Origin of the sequence: Oryzisolibacter sp. LB2S, assembly GCF_040732315.1 — a bacterium.
In the GTDB taxonomy this organism is placed as follows: Bacteria; Pseudomonadota; Gammaproteobacteria; order Burkholderiales; family Burkholderiaceae_C; genus Alicycliphilus; species Alicycliphilus soli.
Window position 1 is genome coordinate 990,503 of the sequence record NZ_CP160388.1, and the last position, 20,114, is coordinate 1,010,616.

Annotated in this window: 14 protein-coding genes; 10 read left to right on the forward strand and 4 right to left on the reverse strand. The window is 71.0% G+C overall.

What is annotated here, in order from left to right:
• Positions 1-229 precede the first annotated feature (229 nt).
• The 10 genes from ABUE11_RS04700 to ABUE11_RS04745 all read left to right on the forward strand — a co-directional run bounded on the left by ABUE11_RS04700 (position 230) and on the right by ABUE11_RS04745 (position 13,725).
• On the forward strand, positions 230-3,154 hold the full coding sequence (locus ABUE11_RS04700) for a hypothetical protein (RefSeq protein ID WP_367067890.1): 2,925 nt from the start codon (positions 230-232) through the stop codon (positions 3,152-3,154).
• Positions 3,151-4,275, forward strand: coding sequence for a hypothetical protein (locus tag ABUE11_RS04705; RefSeq protein WP_367067891.1), 1,125 nt, complete (start codon positions 3,151-3,153; stop codon positions 4,273-4,275). Before ABUE11_RS04700 ends, ABUE11_RS04705 begins: the two co-directional genes overlap by 4 nt.
• Positions 4,276-4,501: 226 nt before the next feature.
• Positions 4,502-5,383 (forward strand): methylglyoxal synthase, encoded by an 882-nt coding sequence (locus tag ABUE11_RS04710; protein ID WP_367067892.1) that lies wholly within the window; start codon positions 4,502-4,504, stop codon positions 5,381-5,383.
• Positions 5,383-7,587: a penicillin-binding protein 1C gene (gene pbpC / locus ABUE11_RS04715; RefSeq protein ID WP_367067893.1), complete on the forward strand. Its 2,205-nt coding sequence runs from the start codon at positions 5,383-5,385 to the stop codon at positions 7,585-7,587. The genes ABUE11_RS04710 and pbpC overlap by 1 nt, the downstream gene beginning before the upstream one ends.
• A gap of 57 nt (positions 7,588-7,644) precedes the next feature.
• Complete coding sequence (locus tag ABUE11_RS04720; protein ID WP_367067894.1) at positions 7,645-8,214, forward strand: YfiR family protein; 570 nt, start codon at positions 7,645-7,647, stop codon at positions 8,212-8,214.
• 70 nt (positions 8,215-8,284) lie between these two features.
• Positions 8,285-9,448 (forward strand): diguanylate cyclase, encoded by a 1,164-nt coding sequence (locus ABUE11_RS04725; protein ID WP_367067895.1) that lies wholly within the window; start codon positions 8,285-8,287, stop codon positions 9,446-9,448.
• Positions 9,449-9,461: 13 nt separating this feature from the next.
• Positions 9,462-9,965, forward strand: a complete 504-nt coding sequence (locus tag ABUE11_RS04730; RefSeq protein WP_367067896.1) for an OmpA family protein — start codon at positions 9,462-9,464, stop codon at positions 9,963-9,965.
• An 84-nt stretch (positions 9,966-10,049) separates the two neighbouring features.
• On the forward strand, positions 10,050-11,222 hold the full coding sequence (locus ABUE11_RS04735) for an alpha-hydroxy acid oxidase (RefSeq protein ID WP_367067897.1): 1,173 nt from the start codon (positions 10,050-10,052) through the stop codon (positions 11,220-11,222).
• Between the two features lie 321 nt (positions 11,223-11,543).
• On the forward strand, positions 11,544-12,476 hold the full coding sequence (locus tag ABUE11_RS04740) for a DMT family transporter (RefSeq protein WP_367067898.1): 933 nt from the start codon (positions 11,544-11,546) through the stop codon (positions 12,474-12,476).
• 13 nt (positions 12,477-12,489) lie between these two features.
• Positions 12,490-13,725, forward strand: coding sequence for a DNA polymerase IV (locus ABUE11_RS04745; RefSeq protein ID WP_367067899.1), 1,236 nt, complete (start codon positions 12,490-12,492; stop codon positions 13,723-13,725).
• Positions 13,726-13,734: 9 nt separating this feature from the next.
• Here the strand turns inward: ABUE11_RS04745 and queF are convergent, their stop codons facing one another.
• The 4 genes from queF to ABUE11_RS04765 all read right to left on the reverse strand — a co-directional run bounded on the left by queF (position 13,735) and on the right by ABUE11_RS04765 (position 19,894).
• Positions 13,735-14,580 (reverse strand): NADPH-dependent 7-cyano-7-deazaguanine reductase QueF, encoded by an 846-nt coding sequence (queF, locus tag ABUE11_RS04750; RefSeq protein WP_367067900.1) that lies wholly within the window; start codon positions 14,578-14,580, stop codon positions 13,735-13,737.
• Between the two features lie 58 nt (positions 14,581-14,638).
• Complete coding sequence (locus tag ABUE11_RS04755; RefSeq protein ID WP_367067901.1) at positions 14,639-15,493, reverse strand: 2OG-Fe(II) oxygenase; 855 nt, start codon at positions 15,491-15,493, stop codon at positions 14,639-14,641.
• A gap of 16 nt (positions 15,494-15,509) precedes the next feature.
• Positions 15,510-16,286: a peroxide stress protein YaaA gene (yaaA, locus tag ABUE11_RS04760; protein ID WP_367067902.1), complete on the reverse strand. Its 777-nt coding sequence runs from the start codon at positions 16,284-16,286 to the stop codon at positions 15,510-15,512.
• Between the two features lie 512 nt (positions 16,287-16,798).
• Positions 16,799-19,894: an Rne/Rng family ribonuclease gene (locus tag ABUE11_RS04765; RefSeq protein WP_367067903.1), complete on the reverse strand. Its 3,096-nt coding sequence runs from the start codon at positions 19,892-19,894 to the stop codon at positions 16,799-16,801.
• Between the last annotated feature and the right edge of the window lie 220 nt (positions 19,895-20,114).

Consider the following 20,114-nt stretch of genomic DNA (forward strand, 5'->3'; position numbering starts at 1 on the left):
GCCGCGGATGCGCGGCTTTCTTGTGTTTGCGCGGGGGCGGACCTACCATGGTCCCGGCCCATCCATGGGGATGGCGCGGAGGGCAGGCAGATGGCAGTCGATGGACAACTCGGGCGGCCGGCCCATGGTCGGCGCGGCGCCGTGCATCGCCCGCGCGCGAGTGCCATCGACATCGGCGCGGGCCTGGCCGCGGTGACAGCCGAGCCATGACGCGGCGAGGGAGCGCGACATGGGCGATTTTCTGCTGGACGAATGGAGCCTGGGGCTTGGTGACGACGCCTTGCCCGCGGCGCTCGCGGCCTTGGGGGCGCTGGCGGCGCTCGGCGCCGACCGCCTGGCCGCCGCACACGATGGGCATGGCTGGCTCGAGGGCGAGCTGCAGCGTCTGCTTGCCGACGCGATCGACCCGCATTCGCTGATCCTGCCCTGGCGGCTGCCCAGGCGCCCCGCGCGCGCCACCGTGCCGCGCCTGGCCGTCATGCGGGCCGGCCGGCGCCGCGCCGCCGACCTGCCGGCCCCGGCGGCCGACATGCTCGCCCGGCTCTGGCGCGCATGGGTCAATGGCAGGGCCCAGGCGCCACGGCTGGCCCTGCAGGGGCAGGCGCGTGAGATGGCGCGCCTCATGGCCGTGGCGGGCATTCTGGCGCGGCCCGCTGCCGCGGCGGCGGGGGTCTTCGTCAGCACCCGGTTTGCGGCGGATGGCAGGGCAGACTGGCGCTGGCCCGTGACCATGGCCACCTTGCCCGGCGACCCGCTGGGCGAGGCGCTGGCGCAGCGCCAGCAGGGCAAGCCCGGCGACTGGCCGATCCGCGTGCGGGAGGCTTCGCGTGCCGTCTCGCGCTTCGAGGTCCTGGTCGTGGGCGCGGGCATGGGCGATGCGCTGGCCAGGCTGCTTGCGAGCCGGCTGACGCTGCGCTGCGGCCTGGTGCTGGTCGCCGGCCTGCGCACCGAACCACCGGACAGGGAAGGGGCCTTGCTGCGCGCGCTCGCGTCGCGCGTGTCTGCCGACGGCGTGGCCGTGCTCGACGCGGGCGAGTCGCTGCAGGACTTCGCCGGCAGGCTCGATGGCTTTGGCTTTGCGCTGTCGCACAACCTGACCATCGATCAGGCGCTGAAGGCGGCGTTTGGCGATGGTGCGCTGCTGGTCGCCGAGCCCGGCCTGCTCGAGCGTGCGCGCCTGGAGCGCAGCGTCACCCGCGCCACCGAGCGCCTGCGTCGCATGGCGCCGGGCGCCAGGCTGGAGCTGTCGGAGCGATCGCTGGAGCTGCTGCGCAGGAGTCCGGCCGGCGCCGGCGCGCCCCCCGTCGGTGCGGCCATGGGCGCACCGCCCCCCGGCGCCGGTGCGCTGGCGCCCGCGGAGCTGGCCAATGCCATCGAGGCGGCGCGCGATCTCTACGAATTCAGGAGCGAGGCCGGCGAGGCCACGGCGATCGCCGAGCTGAACCAGCGCCTGGCCGAGGCCGAGCGTGCCGCCGAGCGCCAGGCCCCGGTGCCGCGCCACATCCAGCAGCAAAGCTATTGCCGGCGCGGGCAGCGTTTCGCGCGCGAGCGCAGGGCCTACACCGTGGGCGTGCCGGTGCAGGTGCGCATCCACATCGGCCCGAGGCGCGCGGACAGCGTGGCCGCGCCCACGGCCTTCCCCGAGGACAGACTGCCCGCGAGCGAGTCCGGCCACAGGCTGCAGCTCGTGCTGCACGAGCCGCGGCAGTTCGACGCGCCGCTGCTGCGCGAAGTCCACCTGCCGCGCACGGGCGACAGCAGCGCCGCGCGCTTTGTGTTCACGCCGCGCGTGGCCGGTGCCTTCGCCGCGCGCCTGTCCGTGCTGCACCGGGGCAGGGTGTTGCAGACCGTGCTGCTCAGGACCGAGGTGCTCGACGGCGCGACCGCGCAGGCCGGCGGCGCGGGCATCACGCTCGAGGACGAGGCCCAGGTGCGCCAGGACTGGTCCGACCTGGGCAGCAGGCGTCAGTTCGACCTGGCGCTGGTGCTCAACCACACGGCCGCCGGCACGCCGCTGGCCACGGGCGTGGCCGGGGGGCGCGCCTGGGCCTGCAGCCTGGAGGGCATCGAGAGTCCCGTGCGCAAGATCAACGACCTGCTCTCGGCCGTGGCGCTGAGCGTGGCCGACTATGACGAGGGCCTCGACCAGGGCGAGAACCCGCGCCTGCTCACGCGGCTCGCGCGCGTGGGTGCGAACCTGTATTCGCTGCTCTACCGCGACCAGCTCAAGCCGCTCGCCAGCGATGGCTTCGACGTCGGCGACCCCGCGGTGAGCCATGTGCAGGTGGTCAGCGCGCGCCCCGATGCCGTCGTGCCGCTGGAGTTCATGTACGACTACAACGCGCCCAGCCCCGACGCCACGCTCTGCCCGCAGCACCGCCAGGCCCTGCAGGACGGGTGCTGCCCGGCCGGCTGCGCGCGCAGCGCCAACCCGCGCGCGCATGTCTGCCCCATGGGCTTCTGGGGCCTGAAGAAGGTGATAGAGCGCCATTTGTTCGACCCGCGCGCGCGCCTGCCCGAGGGTGCCCAGGTGGCCGTGCTGGCCGAGGCCGGCGAGGGCCGCGACCGGCTCGCGCTGGGCAGCGGCGCCGTGCTCGGCCACAGCCGCGAGGTGCAGGATGCCCAGGTGCAGCCGCTCGTCGAGGCGCTGCGGGCGGGGTTGGGCCATGCCCCGGCGCTCGCGGGCGACTGGGACGCATGGCGCAGGCTGGTATCGGAGCACCATCCCGCGCTGCTCGTGGCCTTCCCACACAACGAGGGCAAGGAAGAGGATGTGCTGCTCGAGATCGGCGGCAACAAGCTCTACACGCTGGACCTGCCCGGAGACTACGTGCGCGCCGCGGGAGGGCCGCCGCCGCTGGTGTTTCTGCTCGGCTGCGACGTCGCGGGCACGGCGCAGGATTTTTCCAGCCATGTGCGCTTCTTCCGCCAGGCGGGCGCGGCGGTCGTGGTCTCCACGATTGCCACCGTGTTCGGCGCCCATGCGGTGCGCGTGGGCGAGCTGATCCTGGCCGCGCTGACGGCGCGCGATGCGAAGGCCAAACCCTACCTGGGTGAGCTGATCCGCGACGCCAAGCGCGCCGCGCTGCTCGAGAGCGTGCCCATGGCCCTGTGCGTGGTGGCGTTTGGCGACGCCGACTGGAGGCTGCAATGACCCAGGCTGACCCGTCGACGGCCTTCATGCGCGTGGAGATGCTGCCCGCGCTGCACGGCGACTGCTTGTTCGTCGAATACGGCGACGCGCGCCGCACGCGCCGGCTGCTCATAGACGGCGGCCCGATAGGCGCGTTCGAGGCGCTGGATCAGCGTCTGGCGCGGCTGCCGGCCGGCGATCGGCGCTTCGAGCTCATCGTGCTCACCCATGTCGATACCGACCATATCGACGGACTGGTGCGGCTGTTCGCCACCCCCCGGCCCTGGCCTTTCGTCGTCAAGGACTGCTGGTTCAACGGCTGGCGCCATCTGGAGCAGGCCCATGGCCTCTTGGGCGGCAAGCAGGGCGAGTACTTCAGCGCGCTGCTGGCGCGGCGCCTGGACGACGGCCAGTGGAACGGTGCCTTCGACGGCCATGCCGTGGTCGTGCCCGACGCGGGGCCGCTGCCCGAGCGCGTTCTGGCCGGCGGCCTGCGGCTCACGCTGCTCTCGCCCGGCCCGCACAAGCTCGAGAAGATGCGCGCCGCCTGGCGCAAGGACATCGCGGGCGCCTTCGATCCCGGCGACCTCGACGCCGCCTGGCAGCATCTGGCCACGCAGAAGCGCTACCTGCCCGGGCAGGGACTGCTGGGCAGCACGCCCGAGCTTGACCGCCTGCTGCAGAAGCAGTCCAAGCCCGACAGCGCCGCGGCCAATGGCTCGAGCATCGCCTTCCTGGCCGAACATGCGGGCAAGAGCTGTCTGTTCCTGGCCGATGCACACCCGGACATGGTCTGCGCGTCGCTGCGCCGGCTGCTGGCCGCGCGCGGAATCGAGCGGCTCGCCGTCGATGCCGTGAAGCTCGCCCACCATGGCAGCAAGGGCAACACCACCGACGAGCTCATGGCGTTGATAACCAGCCCGCGCTATCTGTTCAGCAGCAATGGCGCGCAGTTCGGCCACCCGGACCGCGAGGCCGTGCAGCGCGTGATCGCCCGTTCGGCGCACCCGCGGCCGACGCTGTTCTTCAACTACCTGAGCGAGCGCAACCGCGAATGGCAGTCGCCCGCGCTGCAGGCGCAGCTCGGCTACCAGGCCGTCTATCCCGGGGCGGAGCAGCAGAGCCTGGTCGTTGCCTGGTGAGGTCCCGGTCCGCCCCGCAGTCATGCGGGCGTCACACCGCCCCCGTACAGTGCGCGCAGGTCTTCGAATGCGGTGAGCAGGAGGGCCGAACCCAGGGCTTCGCGCGACCGCAGTCCATGTGCCTGTGCATTGGGCCGGGCATCTTCTGCGGCGCACGAGCGGCTCGGGGGGCGGCGCGGCGCGTACCATGGATGTCCGTTTGTCAGACAGCAAAGGAAGCACCACCATGCGCATGGGCCTGGCCGCCAACCGCCTGCACCATCAGACCGAGGACGCCGCGTTGTTCGCCCTGCTGCGCGCCTGCGAAGCGGGCATGCGCGAGCTCGACCTCGGCCTGCATGCCGTGGGCCGAACCTATGACGCGATCGCCGCCGCCGGCATGCTGCGCGGCCATGCGCCGCTGCTGCGCTACCCCTATGGGCGCGACGGGGGGCTCATGAAGCTCGTGGCCGAGGTGGTGGGCATGGCGGAGCCGGGCCGCACGCTCGATGGCGCCATCTACCTCATCGACCCCGTGGACCCCTCGTCCATCTTCCCCGAGGCGCTGGCGCTCAAGCGCCAATGCGTGATCCACGGCAAGCCCTTTCTGTCCACCGTGGCCAGCGCGCGCGACTGGGTGGAGATGGAGCGCGTGCATGCCGGCCTGGCCCCCGACCGCCATGCCGACCGCTTTCACGACCATGGCACTCAGACCCTGGCGCTGATCGCGCACGACGCGATGAAGGCCACCATGCTCGACTTTGCCGCGCGCAACTTCGATCTGCTCTCGCGCTTTGGCCGGCGCGTGGCCACGGGCACCACGGGCCAGCGCCTCAACGAACTGGCCTGGAGCCGCGGCTGGCCCGCGGACCAGCCCTGGGTGGATCGCTTCAACAGCGGGCCGCTGGGCGGCGACGCGCAGATCGCCGATCTGGTGCTCGAGCGCCGCTGCCAGCGCGCCATCTTCTTCGAGGACCCGCATGTGGCGCGCCAGCACGAGGCCGACATCCAGCTGCTCGAGCGCGCCGTGGCCACGGCCACGCATGACGCCGTGTGCACCACCTCGCCCCGGGTCGCGCAGCGCTGGTGCGATGCGGCGCTCCTGCGCGCCAGGGCCGTGGAGCGCTGATGCGCCGGGCGGCCGTCGCCCTCTGGCTCGCGGCGGCGGCCCTGCGCGCCTGGGCGCTGCCGGGCTTTGACGAGGTGCGCGCGGACTTTCGCTCGTCCGAGACCCTGGTGCTCTCGCGCGAAGGCGAGGTGATCCAGCGCCTGCGCACCGACGCAAAGGTGCGCCGCGGCCAGTGGCTGCGGCTTGGAGAGATCTCGCCCGCGCTGCGCCAGGCGCTGCTGCTCAGCGAGGACCGGCGCTTCTACGAGCACAGCGGCGTGGACTGGGCTGCGGTGTCGGCCGCGGCCTGGGCCAATCTGTGGCATGAGCGCACGCGCGGCGCCTCCACCATCACCATGCAGCTCGCGGGCCTGCTCGACGAGGACTGGCGCGCGGGCAGCGGCGGGCGCAGCGTGGCGCAAAAGCTCGGCCAGGCCGTGGCCGCAAAGCGGCTCGAGCGCCACTGGCGCAAGGACCAGATCCTCGAGGCCTATCTGAACCTGGTGCCGTTTCGCGGCGAGATCGTGGGGCTGGACGCGCTCTCGCGCACGCTGTTCGGCAAGGCCGCCCATGGCCTGGACGCGCGCGAGGCCGCCGTGGCCGCGGCCCTGGTGCGTGCGCCCAATGCCAGGCCGGCGCAGGTCGCGCGGCGTGCCTGCGGCGTGCTGCGCGACATGGACAAGGGCGCCGACTGCGAGACGCTCGCGCTGTTCACCGCAGGCGCGCTCGAGCGCCGCGCCTGGGACGCGAGCGAGGGCATCGCCCCGCATTTCGCGCGCCAGCTGCTGCGCCAGAGCACTGTGCGCGCAGAGGGCGGCGCGCCGCAGCGCCTGCACTCGTCGATCAGTGCGCCGCTGCAGCGCGTGGCGCGGCAGGCCTTGGAGCGCCAGCTGCGCGAGCTGCACGGGCGCCATGTGGAGGACGGCGCGCTCGTGGTGCTGGACAACGCCACGGGCGAGGTGCTGGCCTGGGTGGGCTCGTCCGGCCCCCTGAGCCGCGCGGCCGAGGTCGATGCCGTGCTCGCGCCGCGCCAGCCCGGCTCCACGCTCAAGCCCTTTCTGTACGCCCAGGCGATCGCCGAGCGGCGCCTGACGGCCGCCTCGCTCATTCACGACTCGCCCGCGCAGATTCCCACGGCCGGTGGCCTGTACATGCCGCAGAACTACGACCGGCGTTTTAGCGGCTGGGTGTCGGTGCGCCAGGCGCTCGCGGCCTCGCTCAACGTGCCGGCCGTGCGCACCCTGGTCATGGTCACGCCCGATGCCTTCTTCGAGCAGCTGCGGCGCCTGGGCCTGCCGCTGGCCGAGTCGGGCGGCTACTACGGCTACAGCCTGGCCCTGGGCAGCAGCGAGGTGCGGCTCCTTGAGCTGACCAACGCCTACCGGGCGCTGGCCAACGGCGGGCGCCTGGGGCCCGTGGCCTACACCGTCACCGCGCCCGGCAGGCGCGCGCCGTTCACGCAGGCGATCGATGCGGGCGCGGCCTTCATCGTGGGCGACATGCTGGCGGACGCGCAGGCGCGCGTGCCCACCTTCGGCGCGGACAGCGTGCTCAACACGCGCTTTTGGACGGCCGTGAAGACCGGCACCAGCAAGGACATGCGCGACAACTGGGCCCTGGGCTGGTCGGCGCGCTACACCGTGGGCGTGTGGGTGGGCAACGCGGGCGGCGGCCCCATGCACGAGGTCAGCGGCATCAGCGGCGCCGCGCCCGTCTGGGCCGAGGTGATGGCCCACCTGCACCGGCGCGAGGCCAGCGCCGCACCGCGGCCGCCGGCCGGCCTGGTGCACCAGCCGGTGCGGTTTGCCGAAGGACTCGAGAGCGCGCGCCAGGAATGGTTTCTGCGTGGCACGGAGCAGGCCGTTTTCACTATGAATAGTGAAGCTGCCAGCGCTTATGCAGCAAGTGCTGGAGGCCAAAAAAGCTTCAAACCCATGGCCGCCGATCAGGCCGGTGGCCCGGCGCGCATCGTGGCACCTGCGCCGGGCAGCGTGCTGGCGCTGGACCCGGACATACCGCCCGCGCACCAGCGCCTGCAGCTGCGGGCCGCGGGCGCCACACCCGGGCTGCGCTGGTACATCGACGGCCGGCCCGTGGGCCGCGGCGCGCAACAGGCCTGGCCGCCCTGGCCCGGCCGCCACCGGCTGGAGCTGCGCGACGCGCGTGGCCGGCTGCTCGACCGGCTGCAGTTCGAGGTGCGCGGCGCGGGCGTGCGCGGCGGTTGACAAGGCCCGATCGGCCCGGCCGTTACACTGGCCACTTGTGTGGAGAGAGGCTGTGGTGTGGTGATATTCGCGAGGTTCCTGCCGACATGGGTGGGCGGCCGCCAGGCCGCGGCGCTGGCTGCCCTGTGCGCGCTGTGGCTCACGGGCGCCCCGTTGCGTGCCCAGGAGATCGTCACCGACGAGCGGTCGCAGGCCGTGGCCCAGACGGTGCTCGGCATCCTCGGTTACACGCGCTGGCCATCGGCCTCGCCCGTCGTGCGCCTGTGCGTGGTCGGCCCCACGGAATACGCCGATGAGCTGCTCAAGGGCGGGACGCTGCCCGGCGAGCGCAGCGTGCAGGTGCGGCGCATGCGGCTCGACGATGCCGAGCTGCTGCAACTGTGCGACGGCATCTACGCGGGCATGCTCGACGACGCGGCCTGGCGCGAGCTGCGCGCGCGCCTGGAGGCGCAACCGCTGCTGTCCATCAGCGAGCGGCAGGAGCTGTGCCTGATCGGCTGCATGTTCTGCCTGGACGTTCGCGCGGGCGGCGTGACGTTCGAGACCAACCTCGATTCCGTGGCGCGCAGCGGCGTGCGTGTGAATCCGCGTGTGCTGCAGCTCGCGCGGCGCAAGGGATCCACCTGAAGGGTCGGCGGGCGCGGTAGTGGGAAGGAATACGACATTACGCGGCGTGGTGCGCCGCGCGCATCTGGGCATGGCCCTCATGGCCATGGCACTGGCCGGGTCGCTGCTGCTCGTCGTGGCGCTGGTGGCGCTGCGCGTACACCAGCAAAGCAATCTGCAGCTGATGGCGCGCTCCGTGGCCTACACGGTCGAGGCCGCCGTGGTCTTCAAGGACGTGCAGGCGGCCGATCAGACCCTGGCCCACATGCTGGCGCGCGAGGGCGTGGCCCACGCCGTCGTGCGCGATGCACGCGGGGCCGTGTTTGCACGCTGGCGCGGCAGTGACCCCAGCCTGCGCGAGCGCACCGGGTATGCGCTCGCGCGCATGACGCTGCTGACCCCGGCGGTCGCGCCCATCGTGTACGAGGGCAGGCCCGTGGGCGAGGTCGAGCTGCACGGCGATGGCCAGGCGCTGCTCAATTTCCTGATCGCGGGGCTGGTGGCGCTGCTTGCCTGCCTGGCCGTCAGCGGCGCCGTGGGCCTGTTGCTCGCGCGGCGCATGTTGCGCGACATGGTCACGCCGCTGCAGGCGCTGGCGCAGGTGGCGCGCGCGGTGCGGCGCGACCATGCCAAGGGCCAACGCGTGCCGCCGGCACGCCTGGCCGAATTGCGCGAACTGGGCGATGACTTCAACGCATTGCTGGCCGAGCTGGAGGATCGCGAAGCACTGCTGCAGCAGAAGAACAAGGCGCTGACACATCTGGCCCTGCACGACAGCCTGACCGGCCTGCCCAATCGCGCAAACTTCGAGCAGCAACTGCCGTTGGCCATCGCGCATGCGCGCGACACGGATCAGCCCATGGCGCTGTTGTTCATGGACTGCGATCGCTTCAAGCTCATCAACGACAGCCTCGGCCATGGCGCCGGCGATGCGCTGCTGGTCGAGGTGGCCAGGCGGCTAGACGGGCTGGTGCGCAGCGGTGACGTGGCGGCGCGCCTGGGGGGTGATGAGTTCGCCATGATCCTGGCCGCGCCCACGGGGCAGGCGCAAGCGCAGGCCATGGCGGATCGGGTGGTGGCCGCAATGCGCGAGCCCCTGGTCCTGGCCGATGGCGGCGTGATTCAGCCCTCGGTGAGTGCGGGCGTGGCCGTGTTCCCGCAGCAGGGCGACAATATGGAGTCCCTGCTGCATGGCGCCGATGCCGCCATGTACGAGGTGAAGGCACGCCGGCGCCGGCGTGCGACGGACAGGTAGAGAGGGTAAAGAGATGGTGAAGCAAACTCCTTGTGCATGGATGCTGCGCCTGCTGTGGCTGGTTGCCGCCGCATTGGCCTTGGGCGCCTGCCAGAGTGCGCCGCACATGAGCGATGAGGCGCGCCGCGCCCAGGTGCTGCGCGAGCAGGGCTTTGTGCAGACGGAGCAGGGCTGGGAGCTGCAGTTGCCGGGCAAGCTGCTGTTCGGCTTCGACTCCGATGTCGTGACCGACGAGAGCCGCCGGAAGCTTCTGCACATGGGCCGCGCCCTGAGCGAGGTGGGCGTGCGCACATTGCGCGTGGATGGCCATGCCGACGACCAGGGGGCACCCGAGTACAACGAGCGCCTGTCCCTGCGCCGTGCGCAGGCCGTGGCCCAGGCGCTGGCCGATTCCGGCATCGCGCTCGACCATATCGAGGTGCGCGGCCTCGGCGCCAAGTACCCCGTGGCGGCCGGCACCAGCGAGGCCGCGCGCCAGGAAAACCGGCGTGTCGCGCTGACCGTGCCGGTGCAATAGCCACCATCGAGCCGCGATCCACCCACCATCACCGGAGCAGGCCCTGTGGCCTGCCGTTTGCAAATTCTTCCCGGAGTAGCCTTGATGGCCGACCTTTCCAAAATCACCTGCATCGAAGACCTGCGCCAAGTGGCCGAATGCCGCGTGCCGCGCATGTTCTACGACTACGCCGACTCGGGCTCGTGGACCGAGGGTACCTATCGCGCCAACGAGGGCGACTTTCAGAAAATCAAGTTCCGCCAGCGCGTGGCCGTGAACATGGAGGGGCGCAGCACCGCCACCACCATGGTGGGCCAGCAGGCCAGGATGCCCGTGTGCATCGCCCCCGTGGGGCTGACGGGCATGCAGCATGCCGACGGCGAGATCCATGCCGCGCGCGCGGCCGAGAAGTTCGGCATTCCGTTCACGCTCTCGACCATGAGCATCTGCTCCATCGAGGACATAGCGGAAAACACCAGCGCCCCGTTCTGGTTCCAGCTCTACATGATGCGCGACCGCGACGCCATGGCACGCATGATTGCGCGCGCCAAGGACGCCAAGTGCAGCGCCCTGGTGCTCACGCTGGACCTGCAGGTCATCGGCCAGCGCCACAAGGACATCAAGAACGGTCTGACGGCGCCGCCGCGCCCCACGCTGAAGAACATCGTCAACCTCATGACCAAGCCGCGCTGGTGCCTGGGGATGGCGGGCACGCAGCGGCGCACGTTTCGCAACCTGGTGGGCCATGTGAAGGGCGTGTCCGACATGAGCTCGCTCGCGGCCTGGACCAACGAGCAGTTCGACCCGCGCCTGTCCTGGGAGGACGTGCGCTGGGTCAAGCAGCAGTGGGGCGGCAAGCTCATCCTCAAGGGCATCATGGAGGTCGAGGACGCGCTGCTCGCCGCACAGAACGGCGCGGACGCCATCGTGGTCAGCAACCACGGCGGTCGCCAGCTCGATGGCGCGCCCTCGTCGATCGCGGCGCTGCCGGCCATCGTGGACGCCGTGGGCGACAGGCTGGAAGTGTGGATGGACGGCGGCATCCGAAGCGGCCAGGACGTGCTGCGCGCCTGGGCTCTGGGAGCGCGCGGCACCATGATAGGCCGCGCCATGGTCTACGGCCTGGGGGCCTTCGGCGAGGCCGGCGTCACCAAGGCCTTGCAAATCATCCACAAGGAGCTGGACGTGAGCATGGCGTTTTGCGGCCACACCAATATCCAGAACGTGGACAAGACCATCCTGGTGCCGGGCACCTATCCCGTGGCACCGCGGGGCTGAGTTGGCTCGCATTGCGGCGCCATCTCTCCTCCGTCATCCCCGCGCATGCGGGGATCCACAGCAGTGACGAAGCAATTGCCGGGCTGGCACCTGGATCCCCGCCTGCGCGGGGATGACGGTCACTGCCCGGCGCGCCAGCCGATGAGGTTTTGGGGGTGGATCCCCGCCTTCGCGGGGATGACGGCGTATGGATTGATCGCAGCGCCCTGCTTGAGGTGCCGCACGCGCCATCGCCATGCGCTCCGGCCGGCCTCGCCAATGGGCGCGGCGTGAGGCGCGGGCGCTGGCTATGCTCCGGGGCCTTGCCCGTGTCTCCCTTTCATGCCCATATCCCCTGACGTACTCCCCTGGCTCTGGGTGCCGGTGGTGCTGTTTGCCACCCTGGCCCAGACCGCGCGCAACACCGCCCAGCGCAACCTGACGGCGGAGCTGGGCACGCTGCCCGCGACGCTGGTGCGTTTTCTCTATGGCCTGCCGTTTGCCGCGCTGTGGCTGGCGCTGCTGTACGCCTGGCCCGAGCGCACGCCGGCGCTGCCGCAGTTCGGCGCGGCCTACCTGGGCTGGATTGCGCTCGGGGCCTTTTTCCAGATCGCGGGAACGGCCTTTTTGCTGCTGGCCATGAGCGAGCGCAACTTCGCCGTGGCCGTGACCCTGTCCAAGACCGAGGTGCTGCAGGTGGCGCTGTTCGCCACGCTGCTGCTGCACGAGCTGCCCACGCCCCTGGCGCTCCTCGCCATGGTGGTGGCCACGCTGGGCGTGCTGCTGCTGTCGCTGCCGCCGCGCGGGCAGCTGCTGTCACTGTCGGCCTGGGCCAGCCGGCCCGCGCTCTATGGACTGGCCTGTGGTGCGAGCTTTGCGATCGCCTCGGTGGGCTTTCGCGGCGGCGCGCTGGCCCTCGCGGCCGAGACGCCCTGGCTGTCGGGCGCCTGGGGCGTGCTCATCGCCCAGGCGCTGCAGACCCTGGGCCTGGGCGCCTGGGTGGCGCTGCGCACGGAGCGGGGCCTGGCGCCGCTGTGGCCGGCCTGGCGTCTGTCGCTCGTGGCCGGCAGCATGGGCGCGGCCGCGTCGCTCGCCTGGTTCACGGCCTATGCCATGCAGGGCGCGGCGGCGGTGCGCACGCTGGGCATGGTGGAGGTGGTGTTCAGCTACCTGGTGTCGCGCCGGCTGCTCAGCGAGGCCTTCACGCGGCCCGAGAAGATCGGCATGGTGCTGATGCTCGTGGGGCTGGTGCTGATCACACTGCAGGGGCTGTGAGCCGCGCGCCACAATGGCGGCCGTGACCACCGCCGAACCCGTTGCCCCTTGCGCTCCCGACCTGCCGCGCCGCATCGCCCATCTGGACATGGATGCGTTCTACGCCTCCGTGGAGCTGCTGCGCTACCCGCAGCTCAAGGGCCTGCCCGTGGTCATAGGGGGAGGGCGCAGGCGCGAGGACGATGCGCTGCTCGCCGCATACGCGGGGCGGCTGCAGGACATTCCACTGCACGAGTTCCCGCGCCTGTCGGGCTATGTGGGCCGCGGCGTGATCACCACCGCCACCTATGCCGCGCGCGCCTTCGGCGTGGGCTCGGCCATGGGCCTCATGAAGGCCGCGCGGCTGTGCCCCGACGCCATCCTGCTGCCCGTGGACTTTGCCGAGTACCGGCGCTTCTCGCAGCGCTTCAAGGCCGTGATCACCGACATCGCACCGCTGATGGAGGACCGCGGCGTGGACGAGGTCTACATCGACTTCACGCGCGTGCCCGGTGGCCAGAGGGAGGGTGGGCGCGTGCTCGCGCGCCTGATCCAGAAGAGCATTCTTGATGCCACGGGCCTGACCTGCTCCATCGGCGTGGCGCCCAACAAGCTCATCGCCAAGATGGCGAGCGAGTTCAACAAGCCGGGTGGCATCGCCATCGTGCAGCCCGAGGATCTGCAGCACAGGATCTGGCCGCTGGCCTGCCGCAAGATCAACGGCATAGGCCCCAAGACCAACGAGCGGCTGGCGCAACACGGCATCACCACGATTGGCGAGCTCGCGGCGCGCCCGCGCGACTGGCTCATGGCGCAGTTTGGAAAGAGCAGCGGCGCCTGGCTGCACGACGCCGCCTGGGGCCGCGACGAGCGCCCCGTGGTGACCGAGAGCGAGCCCGTCTCCATGAGCCGCGAGACCACCTTCGAGCGCGACCTGCACGCCGTGCGCGACAAGGCGCTGCTCGGCGAGATCTTCACCGCGCTGTGCACGCAGGTGGCGCACGATCTGCACCGCAAGGGCTATGTGGGCAAGACCATAGGCATCAAGCTGCGCTACGACGACTTTCGCATCGCCACACGCGACCAGACCGTGGCCGAGTACACCCAGGACGCGGCCGCGATACGGCGCGTGGCGGGGCAATGCCTCAAGCGCGTGCCGCTGGACAGGCCGCTGCGCCTGTTGGGCGTGCGCGTGGGCCAGCTGGTGCGCGAAGGCGACGCGGCCGCGCGCGACGCCCAGGCCGACCCGTTCACGGCGCCGCTGTTCTGATGGCTATGGCTACTGCCGCGCCGTGCGCCGGTTGTCCGGCAGCGGCATGGGGTGGCTGGTGCGCAGCGGGTTGATATCGAGCCCACCGCGGCGCGTGTAGCGCGCGTACACGGCGAGCTTGATGGGCCGGCAGCGCTGCCAGATGTCCATGAAGATGCGTTCGACGCATTGCTCGTGGAACTCGTTGTGGCCGCGAAAGCTCACGATGTACTGCAGCAGACCCTCCTGGTCGATCTGCGCGCCGCTGTACTCGATCTGCACGCTGCCCCAGTCGGGCTGGCCCGTGACCAGGCAGTTGCTCTTGAGCAGGTGGCTCACCAGGGTCTCGCTCACCGGGGCCTCGTCATGGTTGGCCGTCAGCAGCTCGGGCGCGGGTTGGTAGCGTGTGCACTCGATGTCCAGGCGGTCGAGCAGCAGGCCCTCCTGCTCGTGCACGCGCTCCTGCTCGAAGAGGTCCGGCGTGACCAGGCGCACGCCCACGGTGCCGCCATGCTCGGCGCCGCGCCAGACGGCCTCGCTCACGTCCTGGCGTATGCGCGCGCGCACCTCGTCGGCGCTCGCAAAGCGCGTGCCGTTGAAGCTGTTCAGGTAGAGCTTGAAGGACTTGCTCTCGACGATGTTGGGCGTCTCGCAGGGCACGGTGATGTGGGCGATGGCCACCTGCGGCTTGCCGCGCGGGTTGAGCCAGGACAGCTCGTAGGCCGTCCACAGGTCGGCGCCGAAGAAGGGCGCGCTGCCCGTGATGCCGATCTCGGCGCGCTTGGGCTGGCGCGGCAGGGGAAACAGCAGCGATGCGTCGTACTGGTCCTTGTAGGCCGATGCGCGGCCGAGCTGGGATTGTTCCGGGGTGGTCATGGTGTGCTATCTGTTGAATAGCTGCTAGCGCCCGTCCACTGGGCGCTGGAGGCCATTTTTATATGAATTCACGTTCGCGCAGCCATTTGGTGGCGATCCATTTTTCGCCCTCGGTCACGGGCGCGCCGCCGTGCAGGGTGCGCGTGCTCGGGTGGGGGCGCTCGTAGCTGAAGAACACGGCATTGCCCTGGCGCGGGCCGACCTCGAGCGGCACGTCGGGGAAGGTCGTGCCGCCACCCTTGGCGGGGTTGTTCAGGTAGATCACCAGCGTGGCCACGCGCTGGCCGCCGCGCTGCAGGATGCTCGGTGTGCCGGGCTGGCCCGGGTCGAAGTAGTCGTAATGCGGCTTGTATTCGGCGCCCGGGCGGTAGTGCAGCACCTGCAGGCCCTCGCCGTTTTCCAGGGGCCAGTTCACCAGGCGCGCGATGCGCCGCTCGAGCCGGGCGACGACCTCGTTCTCGCCGCGCTGGAAGAACATGCCGTCGCTCGTGCGGTCGGCATTGACCTCATGGCCGCCGGTGCGCGTCTGCACCGTGAGCGAGCGCGCCATGCGCGGCCGGGCGGCGTCGATGATGGCCTGGCACTCCTCGGGCGAGAGCAGGTTGCCGAACAGCACCACGCGCGGATTGGCCATGGCCATCAGCACCTCGACCTGGCGGTCGCCCACGTCGATGCACAGCGGGGAGTCGGCAATGTCCGGCTCCGGCACGGGCACGGCCGCGGGCAGGCCCCTGGACTGCGCCAGGCCGTCCAGATGGGCGCGCAGCACCTCCTCGACGGCCTGCACGGCGACATCCTCGTTCCAGCCCGACTCCTGCATGGCGGCGATCAGTGCGGGTGCGGTGATGCCCGCGCCGGCCTGGTCGATGATCCATTGGCGCAGCTCGGGCGTGACGGTTTGGGATGGGGGCATGGCGATGTTCCGTGTATCAGGCGCTCTTGCGGCGAAACACCAGGCGCTCGGGGGTGCTCGCGCCGGGGTCGAAAGCATAGCCCTCGAGGTCAAAGCCCTCGAGCTGGTGCGGGGTCGTCACGCGCCGCTCGATGGCGTAGCGCGCCATGAGGCCGCGCGCGCGCTTGGCGTAGAAGCTGATGATCTTGTACTGGCCGCCCTTGAAATCTTCGAACACGCATTCGATGACGCGCGCCTTGAGCGTCCTGCGGTCCACGGACTTGAAGTATTCCTGCGAGGCCAGGTTGACCACGACCGGCGTGACGTCTGCCGCGAGGCGCTGGTTCAGATGCTCGGCAATGGTCTTGCCCCAGAACTGGTAGAGGTTGGCGCCGGCGTCGGTGGCCAGCCGCGTGCCCATCTCCAGGCGATAGGGCTGCAGCAGATCGAGCGGGCGCAGCACGCCGTACAGGCCCGAGAGAATGGCCAGGTGCTGCTGGGCCCAGTCCAGGTCGGCGCGCGACAGGCTCTGCGCCTGCAGGCCCTCGTACACGTCGCCATTGAAGGCCAGCACGGCCTGGCGCGCATTGGCCGTCGTCGCGCGCGCACGCCAGGCGGCGTAGCGCGCGACGTTGAGCGCGGCCAGCGGGTCGCTGATGGACATGAGCGAGGCAATGTCCTGCGGCGACTTCTCGCGCAGCACGTCTATGAGCCGCGCGGCCTGCGCCATGAAGGTGGGTGCGGTGTGCGGCAGGCCCTCGGGCAGGGGGCTGTCGTAGTCCAGCGACTTGGCCGGGGAGAGCAGGAACAGCATGCGTGGCTCCAGGCTGCCAGACTTCAGGTCAAATCGGGCTCTAGGAGGCTGTCGGACTTGGAAATCGCCGGCTGCAAATCGACCGCAGCGGCCCATTTTTCACCGTGTTTTTGCCCAATAGCTTGGCTATTGGGCTGCAAACCCGGCAAAAACTGGTCTCGCTGGGGCCGATTTTCGCTTTCGGCGCTCCAAGCCCGACAGCCTCCTAGCCCTTGTGTGTCAAGCGCAGGCAGCTATGGTTTTGATGTATTGAAGATACGTTGAGCTGGGTTGCGATGGGCCCACCGCGCGGCAGCATGTCACGTCATCGACGGCAGGGGGATCCATGTGCCACGGGGCAGCGGCCGAGCGCTTCGACCGTCATCCCCGCGCAGGCGGGGATCCAGGCGCCACCCGTGCGGCCCCTTCGTCGCTGCCGTGGATCCCCGCCTGCGCGGGGATGACGGCGGTGTGGTGCGCAGCCTGCACACCACTTGCCAGGATCTCCGGCAGCGCGGGGGTGAAGGTCACGCTCAGGCGCGGCCTTCCTGGTCGAACGGAAGCTGCAGCTCGCGCAGGTCGCGGCGCGTTTCCACCAGCACCAGCGGGCCTTCGTCCAGCACCACGGCGGGCGGGCGCTCGCGCGGCACATGGATGGGCTTGGGCTCGGCGGCGATGGCGGCCTGGATGGCGGCGACCTTGTCGGCGTCGGAGTTGATCCACTCCAGGCCCGATGCCTGGGCGATCTGCTGCAGCGCCGCCACGGGCAGCGTGAAGCCCTGCACGCGCGGCAGGGCGCCTGTGGGGGCGGCCTGGGGTGCGGCGGGCTGGGCCTCGGCGGCGGGCGCCACCTCGGCCTGGGCCGGGGCGGGTGCGACCTCGGCCTCGGCCACGCTGGCCTGGGCTGCCGGTGCTGCAGTTGCTGCGGGTGCCTCCTCGGCGGCAGGCGCGGTCACGGGCGCCTCGGCAGCGGCCTCGGCGGGTGCCTCGGCGGGCGTTGCGGGCTGCGCAAAGTAGCTGCGGCGCGCGGGCTGGGCCTCGGCCTGCGGTGCCGGCGCCTCGGCGGGGGCAGCGGGCAGGTCGAAGTCCATCAGAGGCGCGGCGGGCGCGGCCTCGGCGTTGCGCGGGCCGCGCTCACCGCGCTCACCGCGTTCGCCACGCTCGCGGCGGTCACGGCCGTAGCGGTCGCGCGAACGGCGCTCACGGCGTTCCTCGCCACCGGCGGGTGCCTCGGGCGTGGTGGCCGCTGGCGCGTCGCCCAGCGTCAGGTCGAGGTCGGGCAGGGCGGCCAGGGGGGCCGTGTCGACGAAGTCCGCGGTCGGGGTGCCGTCCTCGTTGCGCGGCGCGCGCTCACGGCGCTCGCCACGTTCGCGGCGTTCGCCGCGCTCGCCACGTTCACCGTTGCGCGGGGCGCGTTCGCTGCGCTCGGTGGTGCTGGCCGCGCTGTCGCCGCCGTTCATGGACTGGTCGGCCACGGCCTGCTGCGGCTGCTGCTGAGGCGTGCGCTCGCCGCGCTCGCGGTTGCCGCGGCCCTCGCGCGGTTCGCGGCGCGATTCGCCGTCGGCGCGCTCGTTGCGGCGCTCGTTGTCGCGTGCGCCCTCACGTGCATCACGTGCGCCGTCGCGGCCGTTGCGTGCCTCGCGGTTGTCACGGCCCTCGCGGCCTTCGCGGCCCTCGGTCTGGCGGTCGCCACGGCGGCCGCGGCCCTCGGCGTTGCCGCCCTCGCGGTTGCCGCCACGCTCGCCGCGGCGGTTGCCGCGCTCGCCGTTGCGGCCGTCACGGCGCTGCTCGGTGCGCGCCGCGGGCTCGGCCGGCTGCGCCACGGGGGCGGCCACGGGCGCCGGTGCGGGTGCCGGGCCAAAACCGAACAGGCTCTTGAGCCAGGCGAAGAAGCCCTGTTCCGGCGCAGGTGCCGGTGCCGGGCGTGCCGGCTCGGGCGCCGGTGCGGCCGCACCACGCTGCTGGCCCTGGCCGCGCGCGCCGCCGCGCTGCGCGCCCTCGGGGCGCGGCTCGGCCACGGGGGCGGGGGCGTCGGGCAGCACGCCCTTGATCACGGGCTGCTGCTTGTTCGTCGGCTCCTGCGAGCGGCGCGTGATGCGCGTCTGCTCCTCGGCCACGTCGGCGAGCTTGTAGCTGGCGTCCAGGTTGTCCAGACGCGCGTCGTCGTGCTTGAGGCGCTCGAGCTTGTAGTGCGGCGTCTCCAGCGACTTGTTGGGGATGAGCATGACCGAGACGCGCTTGCTCAGTTCGATCTTGGCGATCTCGTTGCGCTTCTCGTTGAGCAGGAAGCTCGCCACCTCCACCGGCACCTGGCAGTGCACGGCGGCGGTGTTGTCCTTCATGGACTCCTCCTGGATCATGCGCAGCATCTGCAGCGCAAAGCCCTCGGTGTCGCGCACATGGCCCGTGCCGTCGCACAGCGGGCAGCGGATGTGCGCGCCCTCGGACAGCGAGGGCTTCAAGCGCTGGCGGCTCATCTCCATGAGGCCGAACTTGCTGATGGTGCCGAACTGCACGCGCGCGCGGTCCTGGCGCAGCGCGTCACGCAGGCGGTTCTCGACCTCGCGGCGGTTCTTGCTCTCCTCCATGTCGATGAAGTCGATGACGATCAGGCCGCCCAGGTCGCGCAGGCGCATCTGGCGCGCCACCTCGTCGGCGGCCTCGAGGTTGGTGCGCGTGGCGGTCTCCTCGATGTCGCCGCCCTTGATGGCGCGCGCCGAGTTCACGTCCACCGAGACCAGCGCCTCGGTGTGGTCGATGACGATGGCGCCGCCCGAGGGCAGCTGCACGGTGCGCGCGTAGGCCGATTCGATCTGGTGCTCTATCTGAAAGCGCGAGAACAGCGGCGCGTCGTCACGGTAGCGCTTGACGCGCGCGGCATGCTCGGGCATCACATGCGCCATGAACTGCTGCGCCTGCTCGTAGATGTCGTCGGTGTCGATCAGGATGTCGCCGATGTCGCTGTTGAAGTAGTCACGGATGGCGCGGATCACCAGGCTCGATTCCTGGTAGATCAGGAAGGCGCCCTTGCCGGCCTTGGCCGCGCCGTCGATGGCGCCCCACAGTTTCAGCAGGTAGCTCAGGTCCCACTGCAGCTCGGGCGCGGAGCGGCCGATGCCGGCCGTGCGCGCGATGATGCTCATGCCCTTGGGGTATTCGAGCTGGTCCATCGCCTCCTTGAGCTCGGCGCGGTCCTCGCCCTCGATGCGGCGCGAGACGCCGCCGCCGCGCGGGTTGTTGGGCATCAGCACCACGTAGCGCCCGGCCAGGCTGATGAAGGTGGTCAGCGCCGCGCCCTTGTTGCCGCGCTCTTCCTTCTCGACCTGGACGATGAGCTCCTGGCCTTCCTTGATCACGTCCTGGATGCGGGCCTGGCTGGGCGAGACGCCCTCGGCAAAGTACTGCTTGGAGATTTCCTTGAACGGCAGAAAGCCGTGGCGGTCCTCGCCGTAGTCGACAAAGCAGGCCTCCAGCGACGGCTCGACGCGCGTCACGACGGCCTTGTAGATGTTGCCCTTGCGCTGCTCGCGCCCTTCGATCTCGATCTCGTAGTCCAGCAGCTTCTGGCCGTCGACGATGGCCAGGCGGCGTTCCTCGGGCTGCGTGGCGTTGATGAGCATCCGTTTCATGATGCGTGTCCTTTGCTTCAATGCGTTGTTCTTGTGCGGGCGCGCATGGCGCGACCCGCGTCTCATGTCCCAACAAACACCCCGTGAGGGGCGGTCAATGCCTGGACTGGCGCATCGAAACCAAAGAAAGGGAAAGGGCCGGGCACACCGCGGCCACGGGGCCGGTCAGCCGCGTGGTCGGGGAGGAGGGGCGTGGATGGGGGCGAGCCGGATGGCGGGG